Here is a 19,065-nt window from a genome sequence, read left to right on the forward strand (position 1 = left end):
GTGGCCTATGCGCGCGAACGCGACCAGATGGGCGTGATCGTGGGCCACCCCGATGTGCGCCGGATGTTGGCCACCGCGCGGGCTGAAATCTTTGCCGCCCGCGCCATCTGTCTGGCCTGCGCTGCCGCCATCGACATGGCCAAGGCCACCGGGGATGCCGATCACATGGCGCGGGCGGCCCTCCTGACGCCGATTGCCAAGGCTTACGGTACCGATACCGGTTGCCGGGTGGCCGATACGGGCGTGCAGGTCCATGGCGGCATGGGTTATATCGAGGAAACCGGTGCGGCCCAATATCTGCGCGATGTGCGCATCACCGCGATCTATGAGGGCACGAATGGCATTCAGGCCATGGATCTGGTCGGGCGTAAGCTGATGGATGGCGGCGAGGCTGCGATGCGGCTGCTGGATGAAATCCTCGACGATGCCAAGGCGGCGCAGGGCGCGCATGCCGATCTGGCGCATGATCTCTGGCATGGGGCCGAGACCCTGCGCGAGGCCACTCAAGCATTGCTGGAACGCGATATGGCGCAGCGTTTTGCCGGTGCTGTGCCTTACCTGAATGCTTTTGCCCGTGTGCTGGGCGGGCACTTCCACCTGCGCGCGGCCTGCAAGGGCGGGCCGGCCCATGCGGCGCTGGCGCGGGTTTTCATCAAGCGCGTCCTGCCGCGTTACGCGGCGGATCTTGACGAGGCGCTGGCCGAGGCCGATGATCTGGCCGCGCTGACCGATGATAACCTTGCCGGAGATTTCACCGGGTGATTTCAACACCATTTGACATGGCCCCCGCCGAGGGGCAGGCGGTTCAGGTTACCGAGGGCGTGTTGTGGCTGCGGCTGCCTCTGCCCATGGCGCTGGATCATGTGAATGCCTATGCGCTGGATGAGGGCGATGGCTGGACGATCATTGACACGGGCTTTGACACCGAACGCGCCCGCAGCATCTGGCAGGCTCTGCGCGCGGGTCCCTTGCAGGGGCGTCCCATCCGCCGGGTGATCGGCACCCATCACCACCCCGATCATATCGGGCTGGCGGGCTGGTTCATGGCCAGCGATGATGCCGAGCTGATGATGAGCCGCACGGCATGGCTGACCGCGCGGATGTTGCAGCTTGAGGTGCAGGACCGGCCCAGCCCGCAGGCGCTGGAGTTCTGGCGTCGCGCGGGAATGCCGCCCGAGATGCTGGCCCGGCGCGCGGGCGAACGTCCCTATAATTCCGCCGATGTCGTCCACCCCCTGCCGCCGGGCTATACCCGCCTGCATGAGGGGCAAGAGGTCAGTTTCGGGGGCCGGTGCTGGCATGTGGCGATGGGCGATGGCCATGCGCCGCGCCATGCGACATTCTGGTCGAAGGATGACGATCTGGTGATTGGCGGCGACCAGCTTTTGCCCTCGATCTCGCCGAATTTGGGGGTCTACCCGACCGAGCCCGATGCCGATCCGGTCGGTGAGTGGCTGGCCAGTTGCCTGCGGCTGGCGCGTCTGGCCGAGCCGCGCCATCTGGTCCTGCCCGGCCACAAGCTGCCCTTTACCGGCCTGCCCGACCGGCTGCGGCAATTGCATGACAATCACCTTGGCGCGCTGGAGCGGATGCAGGCGGCGCTGCGCAAAGCCCCGCGCACGGCGGTTGGCTGCTTTGACATCCTCTTCAAGCGCAGCATCGGCGCGGCGGAATTCGGGCTGGCGCTGGTCGAGGCGGTGGCCCATGTCAACCACCTGCACCAGCGCGGCCTGATCGCCCCGGTGGGGGAACGCGATGGCGCGACCCTCTGGGGGGCGTGAATGGTTCACTCAAGCCGCGCGAGCGCCGGACCGGGGGTCGTTGATCGGAAAAGGATTTGCGGCCCTCCAGTGTCCCGGCCCGGAATCAAGCACGCAGTGCGCCGGGCCAGCGCCTGCCCGTCCCTGCGGGCTGGCGCTTTGGTGACGTTGGCACAACAGCGCCGCGATAAGATGCGGGTGGAACCATAAAGCGCGTAGCATGGGCCATTGCAGCGCCACCCCACGGGCAGGCGCTGGCCCTTTGTCCCGAAAGATCGCAAGATGTAGGGCGTGACATGGCTGGCGGTTTCGGCTATCGCAGGGAAAACGAATTCGGAAGGGATGGATATGGCTTCGGAACATAAACACGGCTCGATGGATATCACCGCGCATCAAAAGACCTTTGCGGGCTTTGTGAAGGCGGCAACGATTGTCTCGGTCGCCTCGATTCTGGTGCTGATCTTCATGGCGCTGACGAATTCCTGATCTGAACCCCGGCGGATTGTGGTGATGAAAAGACGTGTGTTTCTGGCCGGCGCGCTGCCGGTGGCTCTGTCGGCCTGCGGGGCGGATAATCTCTGGGCCAGCGATGAAGTCGTGCGGCAGGCGCGCTTTGTCTCGGATGAGCCGCCCTCGCTGACGCTTTACACGGTGATCGGCATTCCGCGCGGACAGGGCGGGCATTCGGGGCTGATGATCAATGGTAGCCAGCGGGTGATCTATGATCCGGCGGGAAGCTGGAACCACCCGCGCATCCCCGAACGCCATGATGTGCTGTATGGCATCACCGATAATTTCCGCAATTACTATGTCGATTACCACGCCCGCGAGACATGGTGGGTGGCCGCCGATACGATCCGGGTCAGCCGCGCGGTGGCCGATATGGCCATTCGCAGCGCCGAACAGAACGGCCCTGCCAACAAGAGCTTCTGCGCGGTCGAGACCGGCAATGTGCTGCGCCGCGTTCCGGGGTTCGAGGGCGCACCGTCCGGGTTTTCCCCCGTCGCGCTGCGCAACTGGTTCCAGACCCTGCCGGGCGTGACCTCGCAAAGCTTCCGCGATGGCGATCCGGCCAATAATCACGACGTGCTGATTCGCCAGAAAAACGGCGTGATCACCGGCTATCCCAGAGTGTAAAGCACCCCGTAAAGCGTGGCGGCCCCGCCGAGGATGGCCAGCAAAACACTGCGCGTCGCGATGCCGATCAGGATGGTCGCGGCGGCAGCGCTCAGGCGGGCGGGCTCGGGCGCACCCTGCGTGGCGGCGGGCCAGATCACCAGCGGAGCGACCAGCGCGGGCAGCACCGAGACCGGCGTATAACGCAGCATCCGCAGGATCCATGGCGGCAGATCGCGTTGCCCCAGCGTGCCCAGAAAAGACCAGCGCAGCAGAAACGTGCCGATCCCGAGGATCACGATGATGGTCCAGATGGTGGCGTTGGACAGATAGAGGTTCATGGCGCGAGGGCGTCCTTGCGGCGCTGCATCAGGGTCTCGACCCCGGCACCCGCGGCCATGCCGATGGGGGCCGCGATCAGCAGCCCCAACCCCGAGGGCAGCCCCGCCAGCAACAGCGCGCCGGTGATCGCCACCGCGCAGGCGGTCACATGCGCAAGGCTGCGCAGCATCGGCGCGAACATGGAGATGAAGGTGATCGGCAGGGCGAAATCCAGCCCGACGATATTGCCCATCGCATTGCCAAGCGTCGCACCCAGCCATGTCACCGCCATCCATGGCAGGCACATGGTCACCGCCGTCCCGGCAAAATAGGCAAAGCGCTGGGGCACGGAAAGGCGCGGGTAACGCTCGTAATGCTGGATCGAGAGGGCATAGTTCTGATCCAGCAGCGTATAGGCGACCAATATCTTTTGCCAGCCACGCGCCTTGCCCAGCCAAGGCACCAGCGAGGCTGAATACATCGCCATCCGCAGATTGACCACCAGCGCCAGAAGGACCACCACCAGCGCCGGCGCCTGATCCGAGATCAGTTGCACGGCGGTAAATTGCGAGGCCCCGGCCAGCACCAGCACCGAAAACCCCATGATCTGCGCAATCTCCAGCCCGGCCTCATTGGCAACCACCCCGAAGAGCACCCCGAAGGGAAGGATGACCAGAAGGAAGGGAATCGACTGGATGAGCCCATGCCGAAAGGCCTGCGCCGGGCTGCGGGCAAGGGCGCGTTCATATGCCGAGGCTTTGGGGGCGGATGCCATGAGGGGTTTTATCCCGAACGATTTGCAGCCATCTTGGTTGCATGTTGTGCAATCAGAGGCAAGCTTGAATCATGCGGATCTGCACGCCGATCCCCGACCATGCCCTGCCTGATGCCGCGCGCCTGTGGTGCAAAACTTTCAGCGGCGGATTCGGGGCGCGCCGCGCGCAGGCCAGCCATGGGATCGTGGCGCTTGATGAGGGCGCGCATGTGATCGGTGTGAGGGGCCTGCGCGATGAGACGGGGGGATTTCTGGCGGGCGGCATGGGCGTCGCGGGGCTGCTCTACCGCGCCGCCCCCGCGACATCCGATCTGGTGATCGACGGGATCGTGGCGCACCAGCGGCGTCAGGGCATCGGCCGGGCCTTGATCCTTGCGGCCCAAAGCGCGGCACTGACACGCGGTCGCAAAGGGTTGAGGGCCGAAGTGCAATGCTCAAATCGTGCGGCTCTGACGTTTTATCAACGCCTTGGATTCACCGAGGAAACCACAGGGCGCTTCGGCTGGCCATGGTCAGGACGGGTCGCGATCCTGCGCAAACCCGTGTGAAACGGGGAGAGAGACGCGCCTACCCGAAACTATGCGCTGCGCGGCCGATCAGCATGAAGGCGCGGGTGGTGCGGGTGGTGGCGAGAAATTCGATCTGGGCATCTTCCAGCCGGGGCAGGTTGCGGGTCAGAAGCACGTCAAAATGGCGCAGGAAGTGGTGGGCGGTGTCGCGGAAGATCTCGTCGGTGCGCAAGAGGGCCTGGGCGACCTCAAGCGCGGTTTCGTCATGGATGCCGCCAAGAGCCGCCACGGCACTGCCGCGCGCGCCTTCGGCAAAGCGCCGCCAGACCGCGACCGGGGCCGGATCGGGGGGCAGATCGTCCATATAGATGTGATGATTGGCCAGCAATGTGATCACATCCTGCGCCGCGCGCAGCACACGGGCGCTGTCGTGATCTTTCAGCGCCGCGCGCAGGGCCTCGATGGCGGGCCTGTCATCGGGACCATCGGGGAAATTCAGCGCCCGGATCAGCGCGTCGGGGGAGATCTCGACCGGCTCGGGTGCATCAAAGCGCATGGCTTTTTGGCGAATATCGGGGGCTGTTGCCGCCCGTGGTCGTGGTGCAGGCGCTGGCGTAGAGGCAGGGGCACGGGTCACAGGCGCAGGCTGTTCCGGCAGGGGTGCTGGCGGGCGGCCACGGGTGGCGGCCATCTCGCGCATCTCAGAGAGGCGTAAGCGCAGATCGGCGGCCTCGACGCGCAGGTCGTGAATGGCACGGGCCAGCCCCACGGTCAGCCAGATCAGCACCACCGGGATCACCGCCCCCATCGCCGCAACCAGCCCGCCTGCGCCGCCGCCCATCGGGGCCAGCAGCCAGAACAGGGCCAGCATGACCAGCCAGAGCAGGGTCAGCACGAGGCCAACCACGATCAGGGGGCTTTCGCCGGCAAGCCCGGACAGACGGTCGCGCGGAGACATGGTTACACGTAATTCACGGCAAGGATTTCGTAGCTGCGCAGCCCGCCCGGTGTCTTGACCTCGACGCTGTCACCCTCTTCCTTGCCAATCAGCGCGCGCGCCAGTGGCGAGCGCAGATTCAGCCGGCCGCTTTCAATATCGGCCTCGGCTTCGCCGACGATCTGATAGGTCCGCTCTTCATCGGTATCCTCATCGACCAGTTGCACGGTCGCGCCGAATTTCACCGCGCCGGACAGCTTGGCCGGGTCGATCACCTCGGCGCGCGACAGGATCGCCTCAAGCTCTTTGATGCGGCCCTCGATAAAGCCCTGCTTTTCCCGCGCCGCGTGATATTCGGCGTTTTCGGACAAATCGCCATGCTCGCGCGCCTCGGCAATCTGCCGGATGATCGCGGGGCGCTCTTTCGACTTCAGCTCGGTCAGCTCTTTTTCCAGCCGGTCAAAGCCGCTGCGGGTCATCGGGATTTTATCCATCGCGATCCTGCCCTTGTTGTTTGTGTTGCCGTTATTCGTGTTGCGTCGTCAATATCAATCAAACACCCCCGCCATCAGGATGACAGGGGCGATCGGAAGGGTTCGGACAGGTGACCCGAATTTTTCGGCCAATGCAAGGCCCGAGATCATAGGCTGGGCCAATTTTGGCCCATGGTTTGCACGCATGATGATTGCTCTTGGGGTCAGTGCAGGCTAGGGCTGTGTCAGCAAATTTCGAGGGGAAGCCGCCGCCATGACCGAAGATAGCCAGATTGAACGCGAATCCATGGAATATGATGTCGTGATCGTGGGGGGCGGGCCATCGGGCCTGTCGGCGGCGATCCGGCTCAAGCAGATCGACCCCGAGATCTCGGTGGTGGTGCTGGAGAAAGGCTCCGAGATCGGCGCGCATATCCTGTCGGGCGCGGTGCTTGATACCAGCGGTTTGGACCGGCTGATCCCCGATTGGAAGGCGAAGGGCGCACCTGTCACCACCGAAGTGACGGATGATAATTTCTACATCCTTGGCCCCTCGGGCGAGGTGCGGGTGCCGAACTGGCCGATGCCGCCGCCGATGTCGAATCACGGGAACTATATTGTCAGCATGGGCAATGTCTGCCGCGGGCTGGCCGAGCAGGCCGAAGAACTGGGCGTCGAGATTTTCCCCGGCATGGCCGCCAGCCAGATCGTCTGGGACGGCGGGCGCGTCAAGGGCGTGGTTGCCGGCGAGATGGGGCTTGAGGCCGATGGCACGCCGGGCGCGATGTATGAGCCGGGGATGGAACTGCATGGCAAATATGTGTTCATCGCCGAGGGCGTGCGCGGCAGCCTTGCCAAGGACATTATCGGCAAGCTGAACCTCTCGGAGGGCCATGATCCGCAGAAATTCGGCCTTGGCATGAAGGAAATCTGGGAAATCGCGCCCGACAAGTTTCATCCGGGCCGGGTCGTGCATACGATGGGCTGGCCGCTTGGCAAGAACGCGGGCGGCGGCAGCTTTATCTATCATCTTGAGAACAATCAGATTCTGGTCGGTTTCGTCGTCCACCTGAACTATGCCAACCCGCATCTTTATCCTTATATGGAGTTTCAGCGCTTCAAGCATCACCCCATGGTTGCCGAGCTGCTGGAGGGGGGCAAGCGCGTCGCCTATGGCGCCCGTGCAATCAGCGAGGGCGGCTGGCAGTCGATTCCCGAACTTGCCTTCGATGGCGGGGTGTTGCTGGGCTGTTCGGCCGGGCTGGTGAACGTGCCGCGCATCAAGGGCAACCACAATGCCATGATCTCGGGGATCGAGGCGGCCGAGGCGGCGGCAGCGGCCCTTGCGGCGGGGCGCGAGGGCGACCGGCTGTCAGATTACGACGCGGCAGTGCGCGGCGGTGCCATCGGCAAGGATCTGCGTCGCGTGCGCAACGTCAAGCCGATCTGGTCGCGGATGGGCCTTTGGGGCAGCCTGGCCCTTGGCGGCTTTGACATGTGGGTCGCCAATCTTACCGGCTGGAACCCTCTGGGGACGTGGAAACACGGCAAGACCGACGCTCAGGCCACTGGAAAGGCTGCGGATTTCGCGCCCATCGACTATCCCAGACCCGATGGCAAGCTGTCCTTCGACCGGCTGACCAACGTGTCGTTCAGCTTTACCAATCACGAGGAATCCCAGCCCTGCCATCTGCGTCTGAAGGATCCCTCGGTTCCGATCAGCGTGAACCTGCCCGAATATGCCGAACCCGCGCAGCGTTACTGCCCGGCCGGGGTCTATGAGGTGCTGGAGGGCGATGATGGCCCGCGTTTTCAGATCAATTTCCAGAACTGCGTCCATTGCAAGACCTGCGACATCAAGGATCCGTCGCAGAATATCACCTGGACTACGCCGCAGGGTGGCGACGGGCCGAATTACCCGAACATGTGATGGGGGGTTTTTGGCGGGGTGCATTGCTTGCGCCTTGGTGGGCGGCTAGGGTTCCGCAAACAAATTTGTGATTTTGTGATGACTGACCTGAGCAAGACCCGACCGAATCTGGCCGTGATCGCCCTTGTGGCCGCTGCGGCGCTGGTACAGCCTGCCCTGGCCCAGCAGCCTCCGCCGCCGCGCCCGGAACATGTGGCCCAGCCAAAAGCCGACGGCGCCGCCGCGCCCGCCGGGGCGCAGGCACCTGCGCCGCTGACATTCGGCCTGGCGGGGCCGTATCTTGCCGGGCGTCTGGCCGTGGTCGAGAATGACTATGCCGTTGCCGCACGCTATTTCTCGCAGGCGATCGCGCATGATCCGGGCAATCCGGTGTTGCTTGACAGCGCTCTGGTGGCGCTTGTCTCGGCCGGGGATATCGAACGCGCGGTCATGCTGGCCGATCAGATGAATATCCGAGGCGAACAAACGGAACTGTCGCATCTGGTCGAACGGGCCAAGCTGGCGCATTCCGGCGACTGGACGGGACTGCTGGAGCTGCTGGGGAAACGTCAGGCGGTGGCGGATGACGCGAATGGCGGGGATGGCGAGAATATCAATCTGCTGGACCGGATGCTGAACGCCTGGGCGCTGCTGGGGGCGGGCCGCGCGCAGGATTCACTGGTGGCCTTCGAGGAATTGTCGAAAAATCAGGCATTTGCGCCGATGGTGAAATATCATCTGGCGCTGGCCAAGGCGACGGTCGGTGATTACGAGGGTGCGCAGGATCTCCTGGCCCAGCCGCAGGTCGGCGATCATCTTCTGGGCGTGACCGCACGTGTCGAGGTTCTGGCCCGGCTGGAACGGCGGGACGACGCGTTGCAGGTGCTGGCCGATATCGACGGTATCGAAACCGAACCCCAGCTTGAGGATCTGCGCAAGCGGTTGCAGGATGGCACGCCCATTCCCTTTGACGTGGTCAAGACCCCCGCTGACGGGATCGCGCAGGTTTTTCTGACCTTTGCGACGGCCCTTGCCTCCAGCGCCGAACCCGAGCCCTTGTCGCTGATCAATGCACGGTTGGCGGCATGGCTGTCGCCGGATACCGCGCAGGCGCGGCTGATGGCAGGGCAATTGTTGCTGGACCAGCAGCAATTCGAGCTTGCGGCGACGGAATACGAGGCTTTGCGCCGTCTGGGGGCGGTACGTCCCGTGGCCGAGCTGTCGCGGATCGACGCCCTGTCGCGGGCCGGCCACCTGCCCGAGGCCGAAAAGGCCGCGCTTGATCTGACCCGGACCTATCCCGATCTGCCGCAGGTCTGGGTGGCTTTTGGCGATCTGCTGCGTCAGCAGGAACGCTTTGACGATGCCGTTCCGGCCTATGACAAGGCGTTGGAACTGCTGGCCGATTCCTCGCCCGAGGCGCGCTGGTTCCCCCTTTATGCACGGGGAATTGCGTTGGAACGTTCAGGTAATTTCGAACGTGCCGAGGCGGATTTGCAGGCCGCGATCAAGATCAACCCCGATCAGGCCAGCCTGCTGAACTATCTGGGTTATAGCTGGATCGACCGGAACGAAAACCTGGACGAGGGGCTGAAGATGATCCAGCGCGCCGTCTATCTGTCGCCCGAGGATGGCTATATTCTGGATTCGCTGGCCTGGGCCTATTACCGGCTTGGCCGCTTTCAAGACGCCGTGGGGCCGATGGAAAAGGCAGTGGGCTCGATGACCTCGGATCCGGTGGTCAATGACCATCTGGGCGATATCTACTGGATGGTTGGCCGCAAGCGCGAGGCAGAAATCCAGTGGCAGCGCGCCCTGTCGCTGAAGCCGGGCGAAAGCGGCGATGTCGATCCCGAACGCATCCGCGCCAAGCTGGATCGCGGGCTGGATGCGGTGCTGGCCGAGGAAAAGGCCGAGGGCAAGACCGAGAACCTGCCCCAGACGCAGGCAGCGGACTGACTTTCGATGGCATCCGTTCTGGCCGAACCGGCCCCGGCCAAGCTGAACCTTGCGCTGCATGTGACCGGGCAGCGCGGGGATGGTTTTCACCTGCTGGATTCGCTGGTTTGTTTCGCAGCGGTGGGCGATGTGGTCGAACTGTCCCCCGGCCCGCTGTCTTTGTGCATCGACGGCCCGTTTGCCACCGGGCTTGCGGCGGATGAGGGCAATCTGTGTCTGCGTGCTGCGCGTTTGGCGGGCGGGGCGGCGGCGCTGCGGCTGATCAAGAACCTGCCGGTTGCGGCAGGGATCGGGGGCGGCTCGGCCGATGCGGCGGCGGTGCTGCGCGGGCTGGCACGGATGGGCCATGCGCTGCCTGCCGATGCCTTGCGGCTGGGGGCGGATGTGCCGGTCTGCATCGCCTCGGTTCCGGCGCGGATGCAAGGCGTGGGCGAGGTCGTGACCCCGCTGCCGCCCCTGCCGGCGCTGCATCTGGTGCTGGTCAATCCGGGCGTGGCGGTGGCGACCCCTCAGGTCTTTGCGGCGATGCCGCAGCGCGACAATCCACCCCTGCCGCCGATTCCCGACTTTGCCGATGCACGCGCGCTGACCGGCTGGCTGGCGGTGGGCACCCGCAACGATCTTGAGGCCCCGGCCCGCCGGATCGCGCCGGTGATCGACAGCGTTCTGGCGGCGCTGGCGGGGCAGGGGGCGGGGCTGGCGCGGATGTCGGGCTCGGGCGCGACCTGCTTCGGGATTTTCGCAGGGGCGGCGCAGGCGGCACGGGCGGCGGCTGCGCTGCAAAAGCATGGCTGGTGGTCGGTCGCGACGGAACTGGCAGAGCCGCCGGCACCCCGCTAAGGTGCCCCCGAATAACCGGAGGACCGAAATGCTGCGTCTTGGCGTCAATATCGATCACGTGGCCACGATCCGCAATGCGCGCGGTACGCCATGGCCCGACCCTCTGCGCGCGGCGCAGATCGCCGAACAGGCGGGCGCGGACGGCATCACCGCCCATCTGCGCGAGGATCGCCGCCATATCAGCGATGCCGATATCGAGGCGCTGACCGAACATCTGCGCCTGCCGTTGAACCTGGAAATGGCCGCGACGGCGGAAATGCAGCGTATCGCCCTGCGTCACCGCCCGCATGCGGTCTGCGTCGTGCCCGAAAAGCGCGAGGAACGGACGACCGAGGGCGGGCTGGATGTCGCCGGGAACGAGGTTTATCTGGCCGATTTCATCGCCCCCCTGCGCGAGGCGGGCTGCCGGGTGTCGCTGTTCATCGGCCACGAACCCGCACAGATCAGGGCCGCCGCCCGTATCGGCGCGGCGGTGGTCGAATTGCATACCGGCGCCTATTGCGATCTGGATACCGAAGGCCGGACCGTCGAACGCGATGCCGAGCTTGACGGGCTGCGCAAGGGCGCGGCGCTGGCCGCTGGTCTGGGGCTTGAGGTTCACGCGGGCCACGGCCTCACCTTCGAAACGGTCGGTCCCGTCGCCGCCTTTCCGCAGGTGGCCGAACTGAATATCGGCCATTTCCTGATCGCCGAGTCGGTCTTTACCGGCCTTGACCCGGCCATCCGTGAAATGCGCCGCCGCATGGACAAGGCGCGCGGGGGGGGATTGGGTTCATGATCGAACTGATCATTGTGTCTGTTGTGATCGCTGCGGTCGCCTACCGGCGGCTCCAAAGCCGCAAGCTTGCGGCAAGACAACGGCACCCGACAATTCCTGTGCAAACCGCGCAGCCACCGCCTCAGGATCCCCTCTATCGCCAGCGCATGTTTGCGGAGATTGCAGAAAAGAGCAATTTTTCCTGTCATCCGGTCCTGCATGAGAAAGAGGCAGATTTGTTTCGCAAGATCGAACAGCGCGTGACCGCAGGCTGGAACCTCAAGCGTCAGGTACGCATTCTGGCGCAAGTCAATATGGGCGAGTTCGTTCACGCAGTGCGAGAGAGAGATTTTTCAGATAAATTTCACAAACTCGGTCAGGGCGCCATCAATTCGAAACGCGTCGATTTCCTGTTGACCTGCTATCATTTTCATCCGCGTGTCGCGATAGAGTTTCAGGGACGCGAGCATCAGCAGGATGAAGCAACCGCCCTGCGAGATGAAGTCAAACGTATCGCGTTTCAGAAGGCCAATATCCCGTTGGTCGAGATCACGCCGGACGAGACGGAAGATGACTACATGCCGCGTATTCACCGGGCGCTCAGGTTCAGCTATCCGAACGCATTCAGGTCAGCGAGCGAATCTTGAGACCGGTTCTGTCATCATCGTCGTGCCGGGCGTCAGGCTTTGCCGGGACGGATCGGACGATTTTGGACCGTTGCCGCAATCACTTGTTTGCCGCTACCGAACAGGGCAGGGTCGTTCATTGCAGGAAGGAGGCCCGCAAATGATCCGCATATCGCTTGCCGCCTGTCTGGCCGCCTGTCTGGCCGCCGGTCCCGTTCTTGCCGCCGATCCGCCGGCGGTTGCGCTGGCGATTCCTTGTCCCGACGGGATGGAGCTTGATTCCATCGTCGAACCCTGGGATCAGAACAGCGCCGTTTATGCCAATGGCGATGTGCGGCTTGCGCTGATCGACCTTGTCGAACCCGCCGTCGCCTCGTATCAGCTTGCGGTGCTGCATCCGCCCCGCGATGTACTGGGGGCGCGGCAGTGTCATCTGATCGCCCGCGACCAGCACACGGGCTTTGCCGCGATTGATTTCGGGCAGCGCGATGTCGCCTATCACCCGCAGACCGGGCTGACCATCGCCATGCCCTTCCGTCTGGAACCCGAAGGCGAATGGTCGCTGTTCACGATCACCGTCGATCAGCAGACCGGCAAGGTCAGCTATAGCGGCCGGGACTGATCATGCCGCCCGCCGCCATCCCCGCCGGACGGTATCGCCCATGATCATCGGCATCGGCACCGATCTTGCGAATATTGAACGGATTCAGGCGACTCTGGACCGTTTCGGGGACCGTTTCCGCAATCGTGTATTCACTGGAACCGAACTGGCCAGGGCCGCGCGCCGCAAGGATGAGGCGGGGACGCTGGCCAAAAGATGGGCCGCGAAAGAGGCTTGTTCCAAGGCGCTTGGGACCGGGCTGGCGATGGGCATAAGCTGGCGCGACATGGCTGTCAGCAACCTGCCGGGCGGGCAGCCGGTGATGGAACTGACCGGATGGGCGGCGGAAAAGCTGCGGCAGATGACTCCGGCGGGGTGCCGGGCCGTTATTCATGTCACCCTGACCGACGATCACCCCTGGGCGCAGGCTTTCGTCGTGATCGAGGCAAGGCCCGCAGATGGCGGCGCGGGTTGACTTTACCCCCCGTCACCGACATTGAACGCGGCAATCGATGATACAGCGCGCGCAGCCACAAGGATCAGACAATGGCCGACAGCACCGCAGGGAAAACCAAGGACGGCATCTGGGAGACGGTCAAGACGATCTTCTGGGCGCTGGTGATCGCAGGGATATTCCGGACCCTGTTCTTTCAGCCCTTCTGGATTCCGTCGGGCAGCATGAAGGATACGCTGCTGATCGGCGATTTCCTGTTCGTCAACAAGATGGCCTATGGCTATTCCGCCGTGTCTTGCCCGTTTTCGATCTGTCCCATTCCGGGGCGGATCCTTGGCAGCGAACCTGAGCGCGGCGATGTCGTGGTTTTTCGCCATCCGACCCGCGGCGTCGATTTCATCAAGCGGGTGATCGGCCTGCCGGGCGATACGGTGCAGATGAAGGCCGGGCGGTTGTGGATCAACGGGCAGGAAGTACCGGTTCAGCCCGCAGGCGATTTCGTCGAGACCAAGGAACGGCAGGGGCCGCAGGGCCTTGTGCCGCGCTGCGTCAATGACCCGGTTCCCGAAGGCGGCCAATGCGTCAAGCAGCGCGCGACCGAAACCCTGCCCAATGGCGTCAGTCACGATGTGCTGAACATCACCGATGGCTGGGTGGCCGATGACACGCCGACCTTCACCGTCCCCGAGGGTCAGTATTTCTTCATGGGCGACAATCGCGACAATTCCGAAGATTCGCGCTTTCCGCAAGAAATCGGGGGCCTTGGCTTCGTTCCGGCGAAATTCCTGATCGGGCGGGCCGACCGGATCATGTTCTCGTCCGCCGGACGCTCGCTTCTGTATTTCTGGACCTGGCGCGCGGACCGCTTTTTCAAGGCGGTCAATTGAAGCCGGGCGCGGATATTCAGGCTTTCATGGGACGGCTGGGCCACGATTTCGCGCGGCCCGAACTGTTGATCCGGGCGCTGACGCATGGCTCTATCGCGACGGCGACCCGGCCCGATAATCAGCGGCTGGAATTTCTGGGCGACCGCGTGCTGGGGCTTGTGACTGCCGAGGCGCTGTTTCAGGCCGACCGGCAGGCATCCGAGGGGCAGCTTGCGCCGCGCTATAACGCGTTGGTCCGGGGCGAGACCTGCGCCGCCATTGCCCGCCAGATCCGTCTGGGCGAGGTGCTGAAGCTGGGCCGGTCCGAGATGATGACGGGCGGTCGCCGCAAAGAGGCGCTGCTGGCCGACGCGATGGAGGCCGTGCTGGCTGCCGTCTATCTGGATGCCGGATTCGAGGCCGCGCGCGATGTCGTGCTGCGTTTGTGGGCCGACCGGCTGAACAATCTGGACGACGACCCGCGCGACGCCAAGACCGCGCTTCAGGAATGGGCGCAGGCGAACGGCATGCCGCCGCCCCTTTATCAGCAGACCGACCGCAGCGGCCCCGACCATGCGCCGATCTTTCGTATCACCGTTAATCTTGCGGATGGCCGCTCGGCCGAGGCCATGGGCGCGGGCACCAAACGCAGCATCGAACAGGCGGCCGCTCAGGCCATGCTGGACCGGCTGGAGGGCCGCGAATGAACGAACCCACGACCCGCGCGGGCTTTGTCGCCCTGATCGGCGAACCGAACGCGGGAAAATCGACTTTGCTGAACCGGATGGTGGGTGCCAAGGTCAGCATCGTCACCCACAAGGTCCAGACAACCCGCGCCCGCATTCGCGGCATCGCCATCGAAGGCCCGGCCCAGATCGTCTTTGTCGATACGCCCGGCATCTTTCGCCCGCGCCGGCGGCTGGACCGTTCGATGGTCGCGGCGGCCTGGGGCGGTGCCTCGGACGCCGACATCATCCTGCTGCTGATCGAGGCGCATCGCGGTATGACCGATGGCGTGCAGGCGATCATCGGATCGCTGGCCGCGCTGGACCGCAAGGCACCCGTCGCGCTGATCATCAACAAGATCGACCGGGTCAAGGCCGATGTCCTGCTGGCCCTGTCGCAAAAGCTGAACGAGGCCTTTGCCTTCGAGCGGACCTTCATGATTTCCGCCGAAAAGGGCTATGGCTGCGACGACCTGCGCGGCTGGCTGGCCGGGACGCTGCCCATGGGGCCGTGGCTTTACCCCGAGGATCAGATCGCCGACCTGCCCATGCGCATGATCGCGGCCGAAATCACCCGCGAAAAGCTGACCCTGCGCCTGCACGAGGAAATTCCCTACCAATTGACAGTCGAGACCGAATCCTGGGAAGAACGCAAGGATGGCAGCGCCCGCGTCGAACAGGTCGTCTATGTTGCCCGTCCGGGCCACAAGGGCATCGTTCTGGGCAAGGGCGGCGAAACGATCAAGGCCGTGGGGCAGGCCGCCCGCATCGAGCTTGAGGAATTCATGGGCCGCCGCGTGCATCTGTTCCTTCAGGTCCGCGTCCGCGAGAACTGGCTGGAAGAGGCGGAACGCTACGGCGAAATCGGCCTCGATTTCCGCGACGGCGATGCCTGAGCCTCGGCTGGCCGCCGGGGTCTGGGTCTCGGCCTATCTGACCCGTCTGGGGCTGGCCCATATCCCGGCCTATGTGCTGTCGCATGGCGATGACACGGCGGGCGCGGTGCTGGTCAAATGCGCCCGGCTGGACGGCACCGCGCAGCTTTATGCCCGGGAATGGGATTTCGAAACCGATCAGCGCCCCTGGACCCTGACCGCCGACGGGCCCGAAACCACAGTGGATCAGGCCATCGCCCGCCAGCGCGGTTTCGACCCCGACCTGTGGGTCATAGAAATCGAATCCCGCGACGGCACTACGCTGCTTGGGCAAGAGGGTTTATAGCCAGACGCGCTTAAAGCGATCATGCTGTCTGGCTATAGTCCTTTGATTTTACGCTAATGCTGCGCAGATTTTTTCATGAAAATCAGCTTCCGTCAGCTATATGATCGGCCCAAGGGTGCATCGCGTTTTCCTGTGTGGACGGTAAGCGCGGCATTTTTGAACTATTAATTTCATTTTATTTAATATACCATAACACCGCTAATACTTTTTGGGGGGCGGAGGATGGCAGTATCGGATAAGGATGTCTTATATTCCTGGATCGACCGTTTATTGTATCCCCTTCTTTTACTTGCGGCGGTTGTGGCAGTTTTCGTCCTAGGCTCGGCCGGTTATCAGGACACGAAACAGGTTCTTGAGCGGGTTCAGTCCGGATCGGGGATCGAGCAGACGAAACAGCTTCTGGAACGTGTTTCATCAAACAGTCCCGAACCGTTATCGGTGCTGGCCGCATTGGAAGTCGATACCATTGCGGCACGTAACAACCGGGCCGCCTCCTTGCTGGTGACGCGAACCTGGATCGATTTTTTCGTAACCCTCGCAGCCGTTTTCGTGATCATGATCGGCAGCGCCCTGATTGTGGGCAGGGTCAACATGAAAGGGGATGGCAAGGCCAGTGCCGAGGGCGCCGGCTTCAAGGGCGCGGTATCGGCATCCTCTCCGGGTTTGTTGCTGGTGGTGTTGGGTGTCGGTTTGCTGTCTGTTCAGTATTTCACTCGCAGCGATCTGACGACCACGGATGGCGCGGCCTATGCTATTTTCTCCATCTCTGACATGGCGAATAGCGATGAATATGTTATCGGACTAGCCTCGCCAAAGACCGCTCGGGCCGCGCCTGCCATTTCCGGACCCAGCCAACCGTCCGACGCTGAGATTTTAGGAATCCTGGAGGAAAAATGACATGCAACTCTTTTCTTTCATGCTTGCAGCAAGCGGCGTGTTTTATGCAGCTTCTGCGCAGGCCCAGATCACTGAGGACGAACTTATCGCCGCATATAAGAAGGGTAAGGATGACGGCTGGAATGAATGCAGGGTGACGCTGGGACGCGCGAGCCCAGGTACCACTGGGACCGTCATCGGGACGCTCAGTTCCAACGCCGGTGGCGCTGACTTTGGGTCCGGATTTGGTGGCACGGCGCCTTCTACGAAGGGTTTTGAACTGCCGGGGGCGTTTATCGACCAGACCGAAGGGGCTATACCACACAAAATCCCGCAGGACTGGCTTGTGACCCCTTCGCCGACCAATGGGGCTGGCATTCTGGGGCGCGTGGATAACGGTGAATTCAAGCCCTATATCACCGATCCAAGCGGCAGGATCATGCTTGAGACGGACGACCAGTTGCCGCGTTGGACGACCGATGACAATGTGAGAAAGTTTATTCAGAACCTGCCGAAAGCCTCTGACGGGACGATCTTCATACCCGTCGAACCGGCCATGTAATTCCGCCCCCTTCTCTGCCGCTGGCATCCGCCGGATTTGCAGCATATGCAGATCGCATGAGTGACCAGCCCCCTTCGGATGGCGATTCGCCGCGCGGTTTCGCCTTTGCCCTGTCGGCTTACATGATCTGGGGGCTGTTGCCGCTGTATCTCAGCCTGATGCCCGATATTCCCGCGCTTGAGGTGATCGTGCATCGTGTGATCTGGTCGCTGCCCATCGCGGCGGGTGTGCTGGTCTGGCAGGGGCGCGCCCGGCAGGTGCTGGAGGCGCTGCGGACGCCGCGCCTGCTGGCCATGGGGGCGTTGACCGCCACGCTGATCTCGTTGAACTGGCTGACCTATGTCTGGGCCATTGCGCATGGGCATGCGCTGGATGCCGCATTGGGATATTACGTCAACCCGTTATTTGCCGTGTCTCTGGGCATGCTTCTGCTGGGAGAGCGGCTGAACCGCGCCCGAATGCTGGCCGTGGGGCTGGCCTTTGCGGCTGTGGTCGTGCTGACGATCGAGGCGGGTCGCCTGCCTCTGGTCGCCGTGGCGCTGGTCCTGACCTGGGGATGTTATGCTTATTGCAAGAAAAGCCTGCCGCTTGGTCCCAACCAGGGCTTCACGCTTGAGGTGATCCTGCTGACGCCCTTTGCGCTGGCCTGGCTGCTTTGGCGCGTCGCGACCGGGCAGGGCGGGTTCGGCGATGGCAGCCTGCGCGATGTATTGCTGCTGCTGGGATGCGGTGCGGTTACGGCGGTGCCGCTGCTGCTTTATGCCAACGGGGCCAAGCTGCTGCGTCTGTCCACCATCGCCATTCTGGGCTATGTCGCGCCGACGATGATCTTTCTGACGGCGGTATTCGTGTTCAACGAACCGATGGGCCGCGCACGGATGATCGCCTTCCCGATGATCTGGGCGGCGCTGGCGATCTATACCCTTTCGCTGCTGCGCGAGGCAGGACAGCGCCGCCGGGGCCGCGCGCGGTGATCCCTTGCCCGGAGGGCGGGCTCGTGACAGGTTTGTCGGGGCAGAAAGGCGGTTTTCATGGCATTTCCAAAGCAACGCGTCACCCTGATCACGCTTGGCGTCTCGGACATGGCGCGTGCGCGCGCCTTTTACGGCAACTGGGGTTGGACCCCACATCCCGAATCGCAAGACGGCATTGCCTTCTATCAGATGAACGGCGCAGTGCTGGGGTTGTTCGGGCAGGCCGATCTGGCTGCCGATCAGGGGCGGGCCGGCGCGGCTCTGGGGACCGGGGCGATCACGCTGGCTCAGAATTGTGCGGATGAGGCCGAAACCGACGCGGTGTTTCAGGCGGCGCTGGATGCCGGGGCGACCTGCCTCAAGCGCCCGGAAAAGGTGTTCTGGGGCGGTTACTCGGGTTATTTCGCCGATCCTGACGGGCATGTCTGGGAAATCGCCTGCAACCCTTTCTGGCCGCTGGCAGAGGACGGTTCCCTGACCTTGCCGGAGGGCTGAATTGCAGTGGCAGGCCGAAGGCACCGTGATCGCGCGCCGCCCGCATGGCGAGACGGCAGTGATCATCGACGTGCTGACCGTGCAGTATGGCCGTCATGCCGGTCTGGTTCCGGGCGGCGCGTCGCGCAAACGAGCGGCGATGCTGCAACCGGGTGCGCGGCTGGACCTGCGCTGGAGGGCGCGTGACGACAGCCATCTGGGCCATTTCAGCGCCGAGCCGGTGCGGCTGCGCGCCGGGCTGATGGCCGATCCGCTGGCGCTGGCCGGGCTGAATGCGATCTGTGCGCTGCTGGTCTTTGCGCTGCCCGA

General features: G+C 63.7%; 25 protein-coding genes. 21 read left to right on the plus strand and 4 right to left on the minus strand.

What is annotated here, in order from left to right; translation table 11 throughout:
* The 4 genes from ACK5L9_RS21145 to ACK5L9_RS21160 form a co-directional block, all read left to right on the plus strand.
* On the plus strand, positions 1 to 762 hold a 762-nt coding region (locus tag ACK5L9_RS21145; RefSeq protein ID WP_416913432.1), incomplete at its 5' end, for an acyl-CoA dehydrogenase.
* Positions 763 to 779: 17 nt separating this feature from the next.
* Positions 780 to 1,781 carry an MBL fold metallo-hydrolase gene (locus ACK5L9_RS21150; protein ID WP_416913456.1) on the plus strand — a complete coding sequence of 334 codons (1,002 nt, stop codon included), beginning with the start codon at positions 780 to 782 and terminating at the stop codon, positions 1,779 to 1,781.
* A gap of 327 nt (positions 1,782 to 2,108) precedes the next feature.
* Positions 2,109 to 2,246 (plus strand): aa3-type cytochrome c oxidase subunit IV, encoded by a 138-nt coding sequence (locus ACK5L9_RS21155; protein WP_416913433.1) that lies wholly within the window; start codon positions 2,109 to 2,111, stop codon positions 2,244 to 2,246.
* Positions 2,247 to 2,270: 24 nt separating this feature from the next.
* Positions 2,271 to 2,897 carry a hypothetical protein gene (locus ACK5L9_RS21160; protein WP_416913434.1) on the plus strand — a complete coding sequence of 209 codons (627 nt, stop codon included), beginning with the start codon at positions 2,271 to 2,273 and terminating at the stop codon, positions 2,895 to 2,897.
* Here ACK5L9_RS21160 and ACK5L9_RS21165 read toward each other — a convergent pair.
* Positions 2,882 to 3,217 carry an AzlD domain-containing protein gene (locus ACK5L9_RS21165; protein WP_416913435.1) on the minus strand — a complete coding sequence of 112 codons (336 nt, stop codon included), beginning with the start codon at positions 3,215 to 3,217 and terminating at the stop codon, positions 2,882 to 2,884. The two genes, ACK5L9_RS21160 and ACK5L9_RS21165, sit on opposite strands and share 16 nt — an antisense overlap.
* Entirely contained in the window at positions 3,214 to 3,972 is a 759-nt protein-coding gene (locus ACK5L9_RS21170; protein ID WP_416913436.1) for an AzlC family ABC transporter permease, read from the minus strand. The genes ACK5L9_RS21165 and ACK5L9_RS21170 overlap by 4 nt, the downstream gene beginning before the upstream one ends.
* A gap of 71 nt (positions 3,973 to 4,043) precedes the next feature.
* Here ACK5L9_RS21170 and ACK5L9_RS21175 point away from each other — a divergent pair, with 71 nt between their 5' ends.
* The gene (locus ACK5L9_RS21175; protein WP_416913437.1) at positions 4,044 to 4,520 is read left to right on the plus strand and encodes a GNAT family N-acetyltransferase; all 477 of its coding nucleotides are present in this window, start codon (positions 4,044 to 4,046) and stop codon (positions 4,518 to 4,520) included.
* Positions 4,521 to 4,539: 19 nt separating this feature from the next.
* Here the strand turns inward: ACK5L9_RS21175 and ACK5L9_RS21180 are convergent, their stop codons facing one another.
* Positions 4,540 to 5,439: a hypothetical protein gene (locus ACK5L9_RS21180; RefSeq protein ID WP_416913438.1), complete on the minus strand. Its 900-nt coding sequence runs from the start codon at positions 5,437 to 5,439 to the stop codon at positions 4,540 to 4,542.
* A 2-nt stretch (positions 5,440 to 5,441) separates the two neighbouring features.
* A complete protein-coding gene (gene greA / locus ACK5L9_RS21185) occupies positions 5,442 to 5,912 on the minus strand; it encodes a transcription elongation factor GreA (RefSeq protein WP_416913439.1) in 471 nt (156 codons plus the stop codon).
* Between the two features lie 253 nt (positions 5,913 to 6,165).
* On the opposite strand from greA, the gene ACK5L9_RS21190 reads away from it, so the two are divergent.
* From ACK5L9_RS21190 to recO, 16 genes are all read left to right on the plus strand, one after another.
* Positions 6,166 to 7,821 carry an electron transfer flavoprotein-ubiquinone oxidoreductase gene (locus ACK5L9_RS21190; RefSeq protein WP_416913440.1) on the plus strand — a complete coding sequence of 552 codons (1,656 nt, stop codon included), beginning with the start codon at positions 6,166 to 6,168 and terminating at the stop codon, positions 7,819 to 7,821.
* Between the two features lie 78 nt (positions 7,822 to 7,899).
* A complete protein-coding gene (locus ACK5L9_RS21195) occupies positions 7,900 to 9,759 on the plus strand; it encodes a tetratricopeptide repeat protein (protein ID WP_416913441.1) in 1,860 nt (619 codons plus the stop codon).
* Between the two features lie 6 nt (positions 9,760 to 9,765).
* Positions 9,766 to 10,599 (plus strand): 4-(cytidine 5'-diphospho)-2-C-methyl-D-erythritol kinase, encoded by an 834-nt coding sequence (locus ACK5L9_RS21200; protein WP_416913442.1) that lies wholly within the window; start codon positions 9,766 to 9,768, stop codon positions 10,597 to 10,599.
* A 28-nt stretch (positions 10,600 to 10,627) separates the two neighbouring features.
* Positions 10,628 to 11,377, plus strand: a complete 750-nt coding sequence (locus ACK5L9_RS21205) for a pyridoxine 5'-phosphate synthase (RefSeq protein WP_416913443.1) — start codon at positions 10,628 to 10,630, stop codon at positions 11,375 to 11,377.
* The gene (locus ACK5L9_RS21210) at positions 11,374 to 12,003 is read left to right on the plus strand and encodes a DUF2726 domain-containing protein (RefSeq protein WP_416913444.1); all 630 of its coding nucleotides are present in this window, start codon (positions 11,374 to 11,376) and stop codon (positions 12,001 to 12,003) included. Before ACK5L9_RS21205 ends, ACK5L9_RS21210 begins: the two co-directional genes overlap by 4 nt.
* A 139-nt stretch (positions 12,004 to 12,142) precedes the next feature.
* The gene (locus ACK5L9_RS21215; protein WP_416913445.1) at positions 12,143 to 12,604 is read left to right on the plus strand and encodes a hypothetical protein; all 462 of its coding nucleotides are present in this window, start codon (positions 12,143 to 12,145) and stop codon (positions 12,602 to 12,604) included.
* Positions 12,605 to 12,644: 40 nt separating this feature from the next.
* Positions 12,645 to 13,058, plus strand: a complete 414-nt coding sequence (gene acpS, locus ACK5L9_RS21220) for a holo-ACP synthase (protein ID WP_416913446.1) — start codon at positions 12,645 to 12,647, stop codon at positions 13,056 to 13,058.
* A gap of 71 nt (positions 13,059 to 13,129) precedes the next feature.
* Positions 13,130 to 13,924, plus strand: coding sequence for a signal peptidase I (lepB, locus tag ACK5L9_RS21225; protein ID WP_416913447.1), 795 nt, complete (start codon positions 13,130 to 13,132; stop codon positions 13,922 to 13,924).
* Positions 13,921 to 14,610 carry a ribonuclease III gene (gene rnc / locus ACK5L9_RS21230; RefSeq protein ID WP_416913448.1) on the plus strand — a complete coding sequence of 230 codons (690 nt, stop codon included), beginning with the start codon at positions 13,921 to 13,923 and terminating at the stop codon, positions 14,608 to 14,610. The genes lepB and rnc overlap by 4 nt, the downstream gene beginning before the upstream one ends.
* Positions 14,607 to 15,524: a GTPase Era gene (era, locus tag ACK5L9_RS21235; RefSeq protein ID WP_416913449.1), complete on the plus strand. Its 918-nt coding sequence runs from the start codon at positions 14,607 to 14,609 to the stop codon at positions 15,522 to 15,524. Before rnc ends, era begins: the two co-directional genes overlap by 4 nt.
* Complete coding sequence (locus tag ACK5L9_RS21240; RefSeq protein ID WP_416913450.1) at positions 15,517 to 15,849, plus strand: DUF1491 family protein; 333 nt, start codon at positions 15,517 to 15,519, stop codon at positions 15,847 to 15,849. The genes era and ACK5L9_RS21240 overlap by 8 nt, the downstream gene beginning before the upstream one ends.
* A 222-nt stretch (positions 15,850 to 16,071) precedes the next feature.
* Positions 16,072 to 16,746, plus strand: coding sequence for a hypothetical protein (locus ACK5L9_RS21245; protein WP_416913451.1), 675 nt, complete (start codon positions 16,072 to 16,074; stop codon positions 16,744 to 16,746).
* 1 nt (position 16,747) lies between these two features.
* Positions 16,748 to 17,287, plus strand: coding sequence for a hypothetical protein (locus ACK5L9_RS21250; protein WP_416913452.1), 540 nt, complete (start codon positions 16,748 to 16,750; stop codon positions 17,285 to 17,287).
* 56 nt (positions 17,288 to 17,343) lie between these two features.
* Entirely contained in the window at positions 17,344 to 18,261 is a 918-nt protein-coding gene (gene rarD, locus ACK5L9_RS21255; RefSeq protein WP_416913453.1) for an EamA family transporter RarD, read from the plus strand.
* A gap of 57 nt (positions 18,262 to 18,318) precedes the next feature.
* A complete protein-coding gene (locus ACK5L9_RS21260; RefSeq protein ID WP_416913454.1) occupies positions 18,319 to 18,756 on the plus strand; it encodes a VOC family protein in 438 nt (145 codons plus the stop codon).
* Position 18,757: 1 nt separating this feature from the next.
* Positions 18,758 to 19,065, plus strand: a 308-nt coding sequence (recO, locus tag ACK5L9_RS21265) for a DNA repair protein RecO (RefSeq protein WP_416913455.1), incomplete at its 3' end; no start/stop codon positions are given.

Source organism: Paracoccus sp. (in: a-proteobacteria) (genome assembly GCF_047973135.1).
Lineage (GTDB): Bacteria > Pseudomonadota > Alphaproteobacteria > Rhodobacterales > Rhodobacteraceae > Paracoccus.

Coding starts and splice junctions, on each gene's coding strand:
- ACK5L9_RS21150 (WP_416913456.1), top strand. CDS start 780: ATGGCCCCCGCCGAGGGGCAGGCGGTTCAGGTTACCGAGGGCGTGTTG.
- ACK5L9_RS21155 (WP_416913433.1), top strand. CDS start 2,109: ATGGCTTCGGAACATAAACACGGCTCGATGGATATCACCGCGCATCAA.
- ACK5L9_RS21160 (WP_416913434.1), top strand. CDS start 2,271: ATGAAAAGACGTGTGTTTCTGGCCGGCGCGCTGCCGGTGGCTCTGTCG.
- ACK5L9_RS21165 (WP_416913435.1), bottom strand. CDS start 3,217: ATGAACCTCTATCTGTCCAACGCCACCATCTGGACCATCATCGTGATC.
- ACK5L9_RS21170 (WP_416913436.1), bottom strand. CDS start 3,972: ATGGCATCCGCCCCCAAAGCCTCGGCATATGAACGCGCCCTTGCCCGC.
- ACK5L9_RS21175 (WP_416913437.1), top strand. CDS start 4,044: ATGCGGATCTGCACGCCGATCCCCGACCATGCCCTGCCTGATGCCGCG.
- ACK5L9_RS21180 (WP_416913438.1), bottom strand. CDS start 5,439: ATGTCTCCGCGCGACCGTCTGTCCGGGCTTGCCGGCGAAAGCCCCCTG.
- greA (WP_416913439.1), bottom strand. CDS start 5,912: ATGGATAAAATCCCGATGACCCGCAGCGGCTTTGACCGGCTGGAAAAA.
- ACK5L9_RS21190 (WP_416913440.1), top strand. CDS start 6,166: ATGACCGAAGATAGCCAGATTGAACGCGAATCCATGGAATATGATGTC.
- ACK5L9_RS21195 (WP_416913441.1), top strand. CDS start 7,900: ATGACTGACCTGAGCAAGACCCGACCGAATCTGGCCGTGATCGCCCTT.
- ACK5L9_RS21200 (WP_416913442.1), top strand. CDS start 9,766: ATGGCATCCGTTCTGGCCGAACCGGCCCCGGCCAAGCTGAACCTTGCG.
- ACK5L9_RS21205 (WP_416913443.1), top strand. CDS start 10,628: ATGCTGCGTCTTGGCGTCAATATCGATCACGTGGCCACGATCCGCAAT.
- ACK5L9_RS21210 (WP_416913444.1), top strand. CDS start 11,374: ATGATCGAACTGATCATTGTGTCTGTTGTGATCGCTGCGGTCGCCTAC.
- ACK5L9_RS21215 (WP_416913445.1), top strand. CDS start 12,143: ATGATCCGCATATCGCTTGCCGCCTGTCTGGCCGCCTGTCTGGCCGCC.
- acpS (WP_416913446.1), top strand. CDS start 12,645: ATGATCATCGGCATCGGCACCGATCTTGCGAATATTGAACGGATTCAG.
- lepB (WP_416913447.1), top strand. CDS start 13,130: ATGGCCGACAGCACCGCAGGGAAAACCAAGGACGGCATCTGGGAGACG.
- era (WP_416913449.1), top strand. CDS start 14,607: ATGAACGAACCCACGACCCGCGCGGGCTTTGTCGCCCTGATCGGCGAA.
- ACK5L9_RS21240 (WP_416913450.1), top strand. CDS start 15,517: ATGCCTGAGCCTCGGCTGGCCGCCGGGGTCTGGGTCTCGGCCTATCTG.
- ACK5L9_RS21245 (WP_416913451.1), top strand. CDS start 16,072: ATGGCAGTATCGGATAAGGATGTCTTATATTCCTGGATCGACCGTTTA.
- ACK5L9_RS21250 (WP_416913452.1), top strand. CDS start 16,748: ATGCAACTCTTTTCTTTCATGCTTGCAGCAAGCGGCGTGTTTTATGCA.
- rarD (WP_416913453.1), top strand. CDS start 17,344: ATGAGTGACCAGCCCCCTTCGGATGGCGATTCGCCGCGCGGTTTCGCC.
- ACK5L9_RS21260 (WP_416913454.1), top strand. CDS start 18,319: ATGGCATTTCCAAAGCAACGCGTCACCCTGATCACGCTTGGCGTCTCG.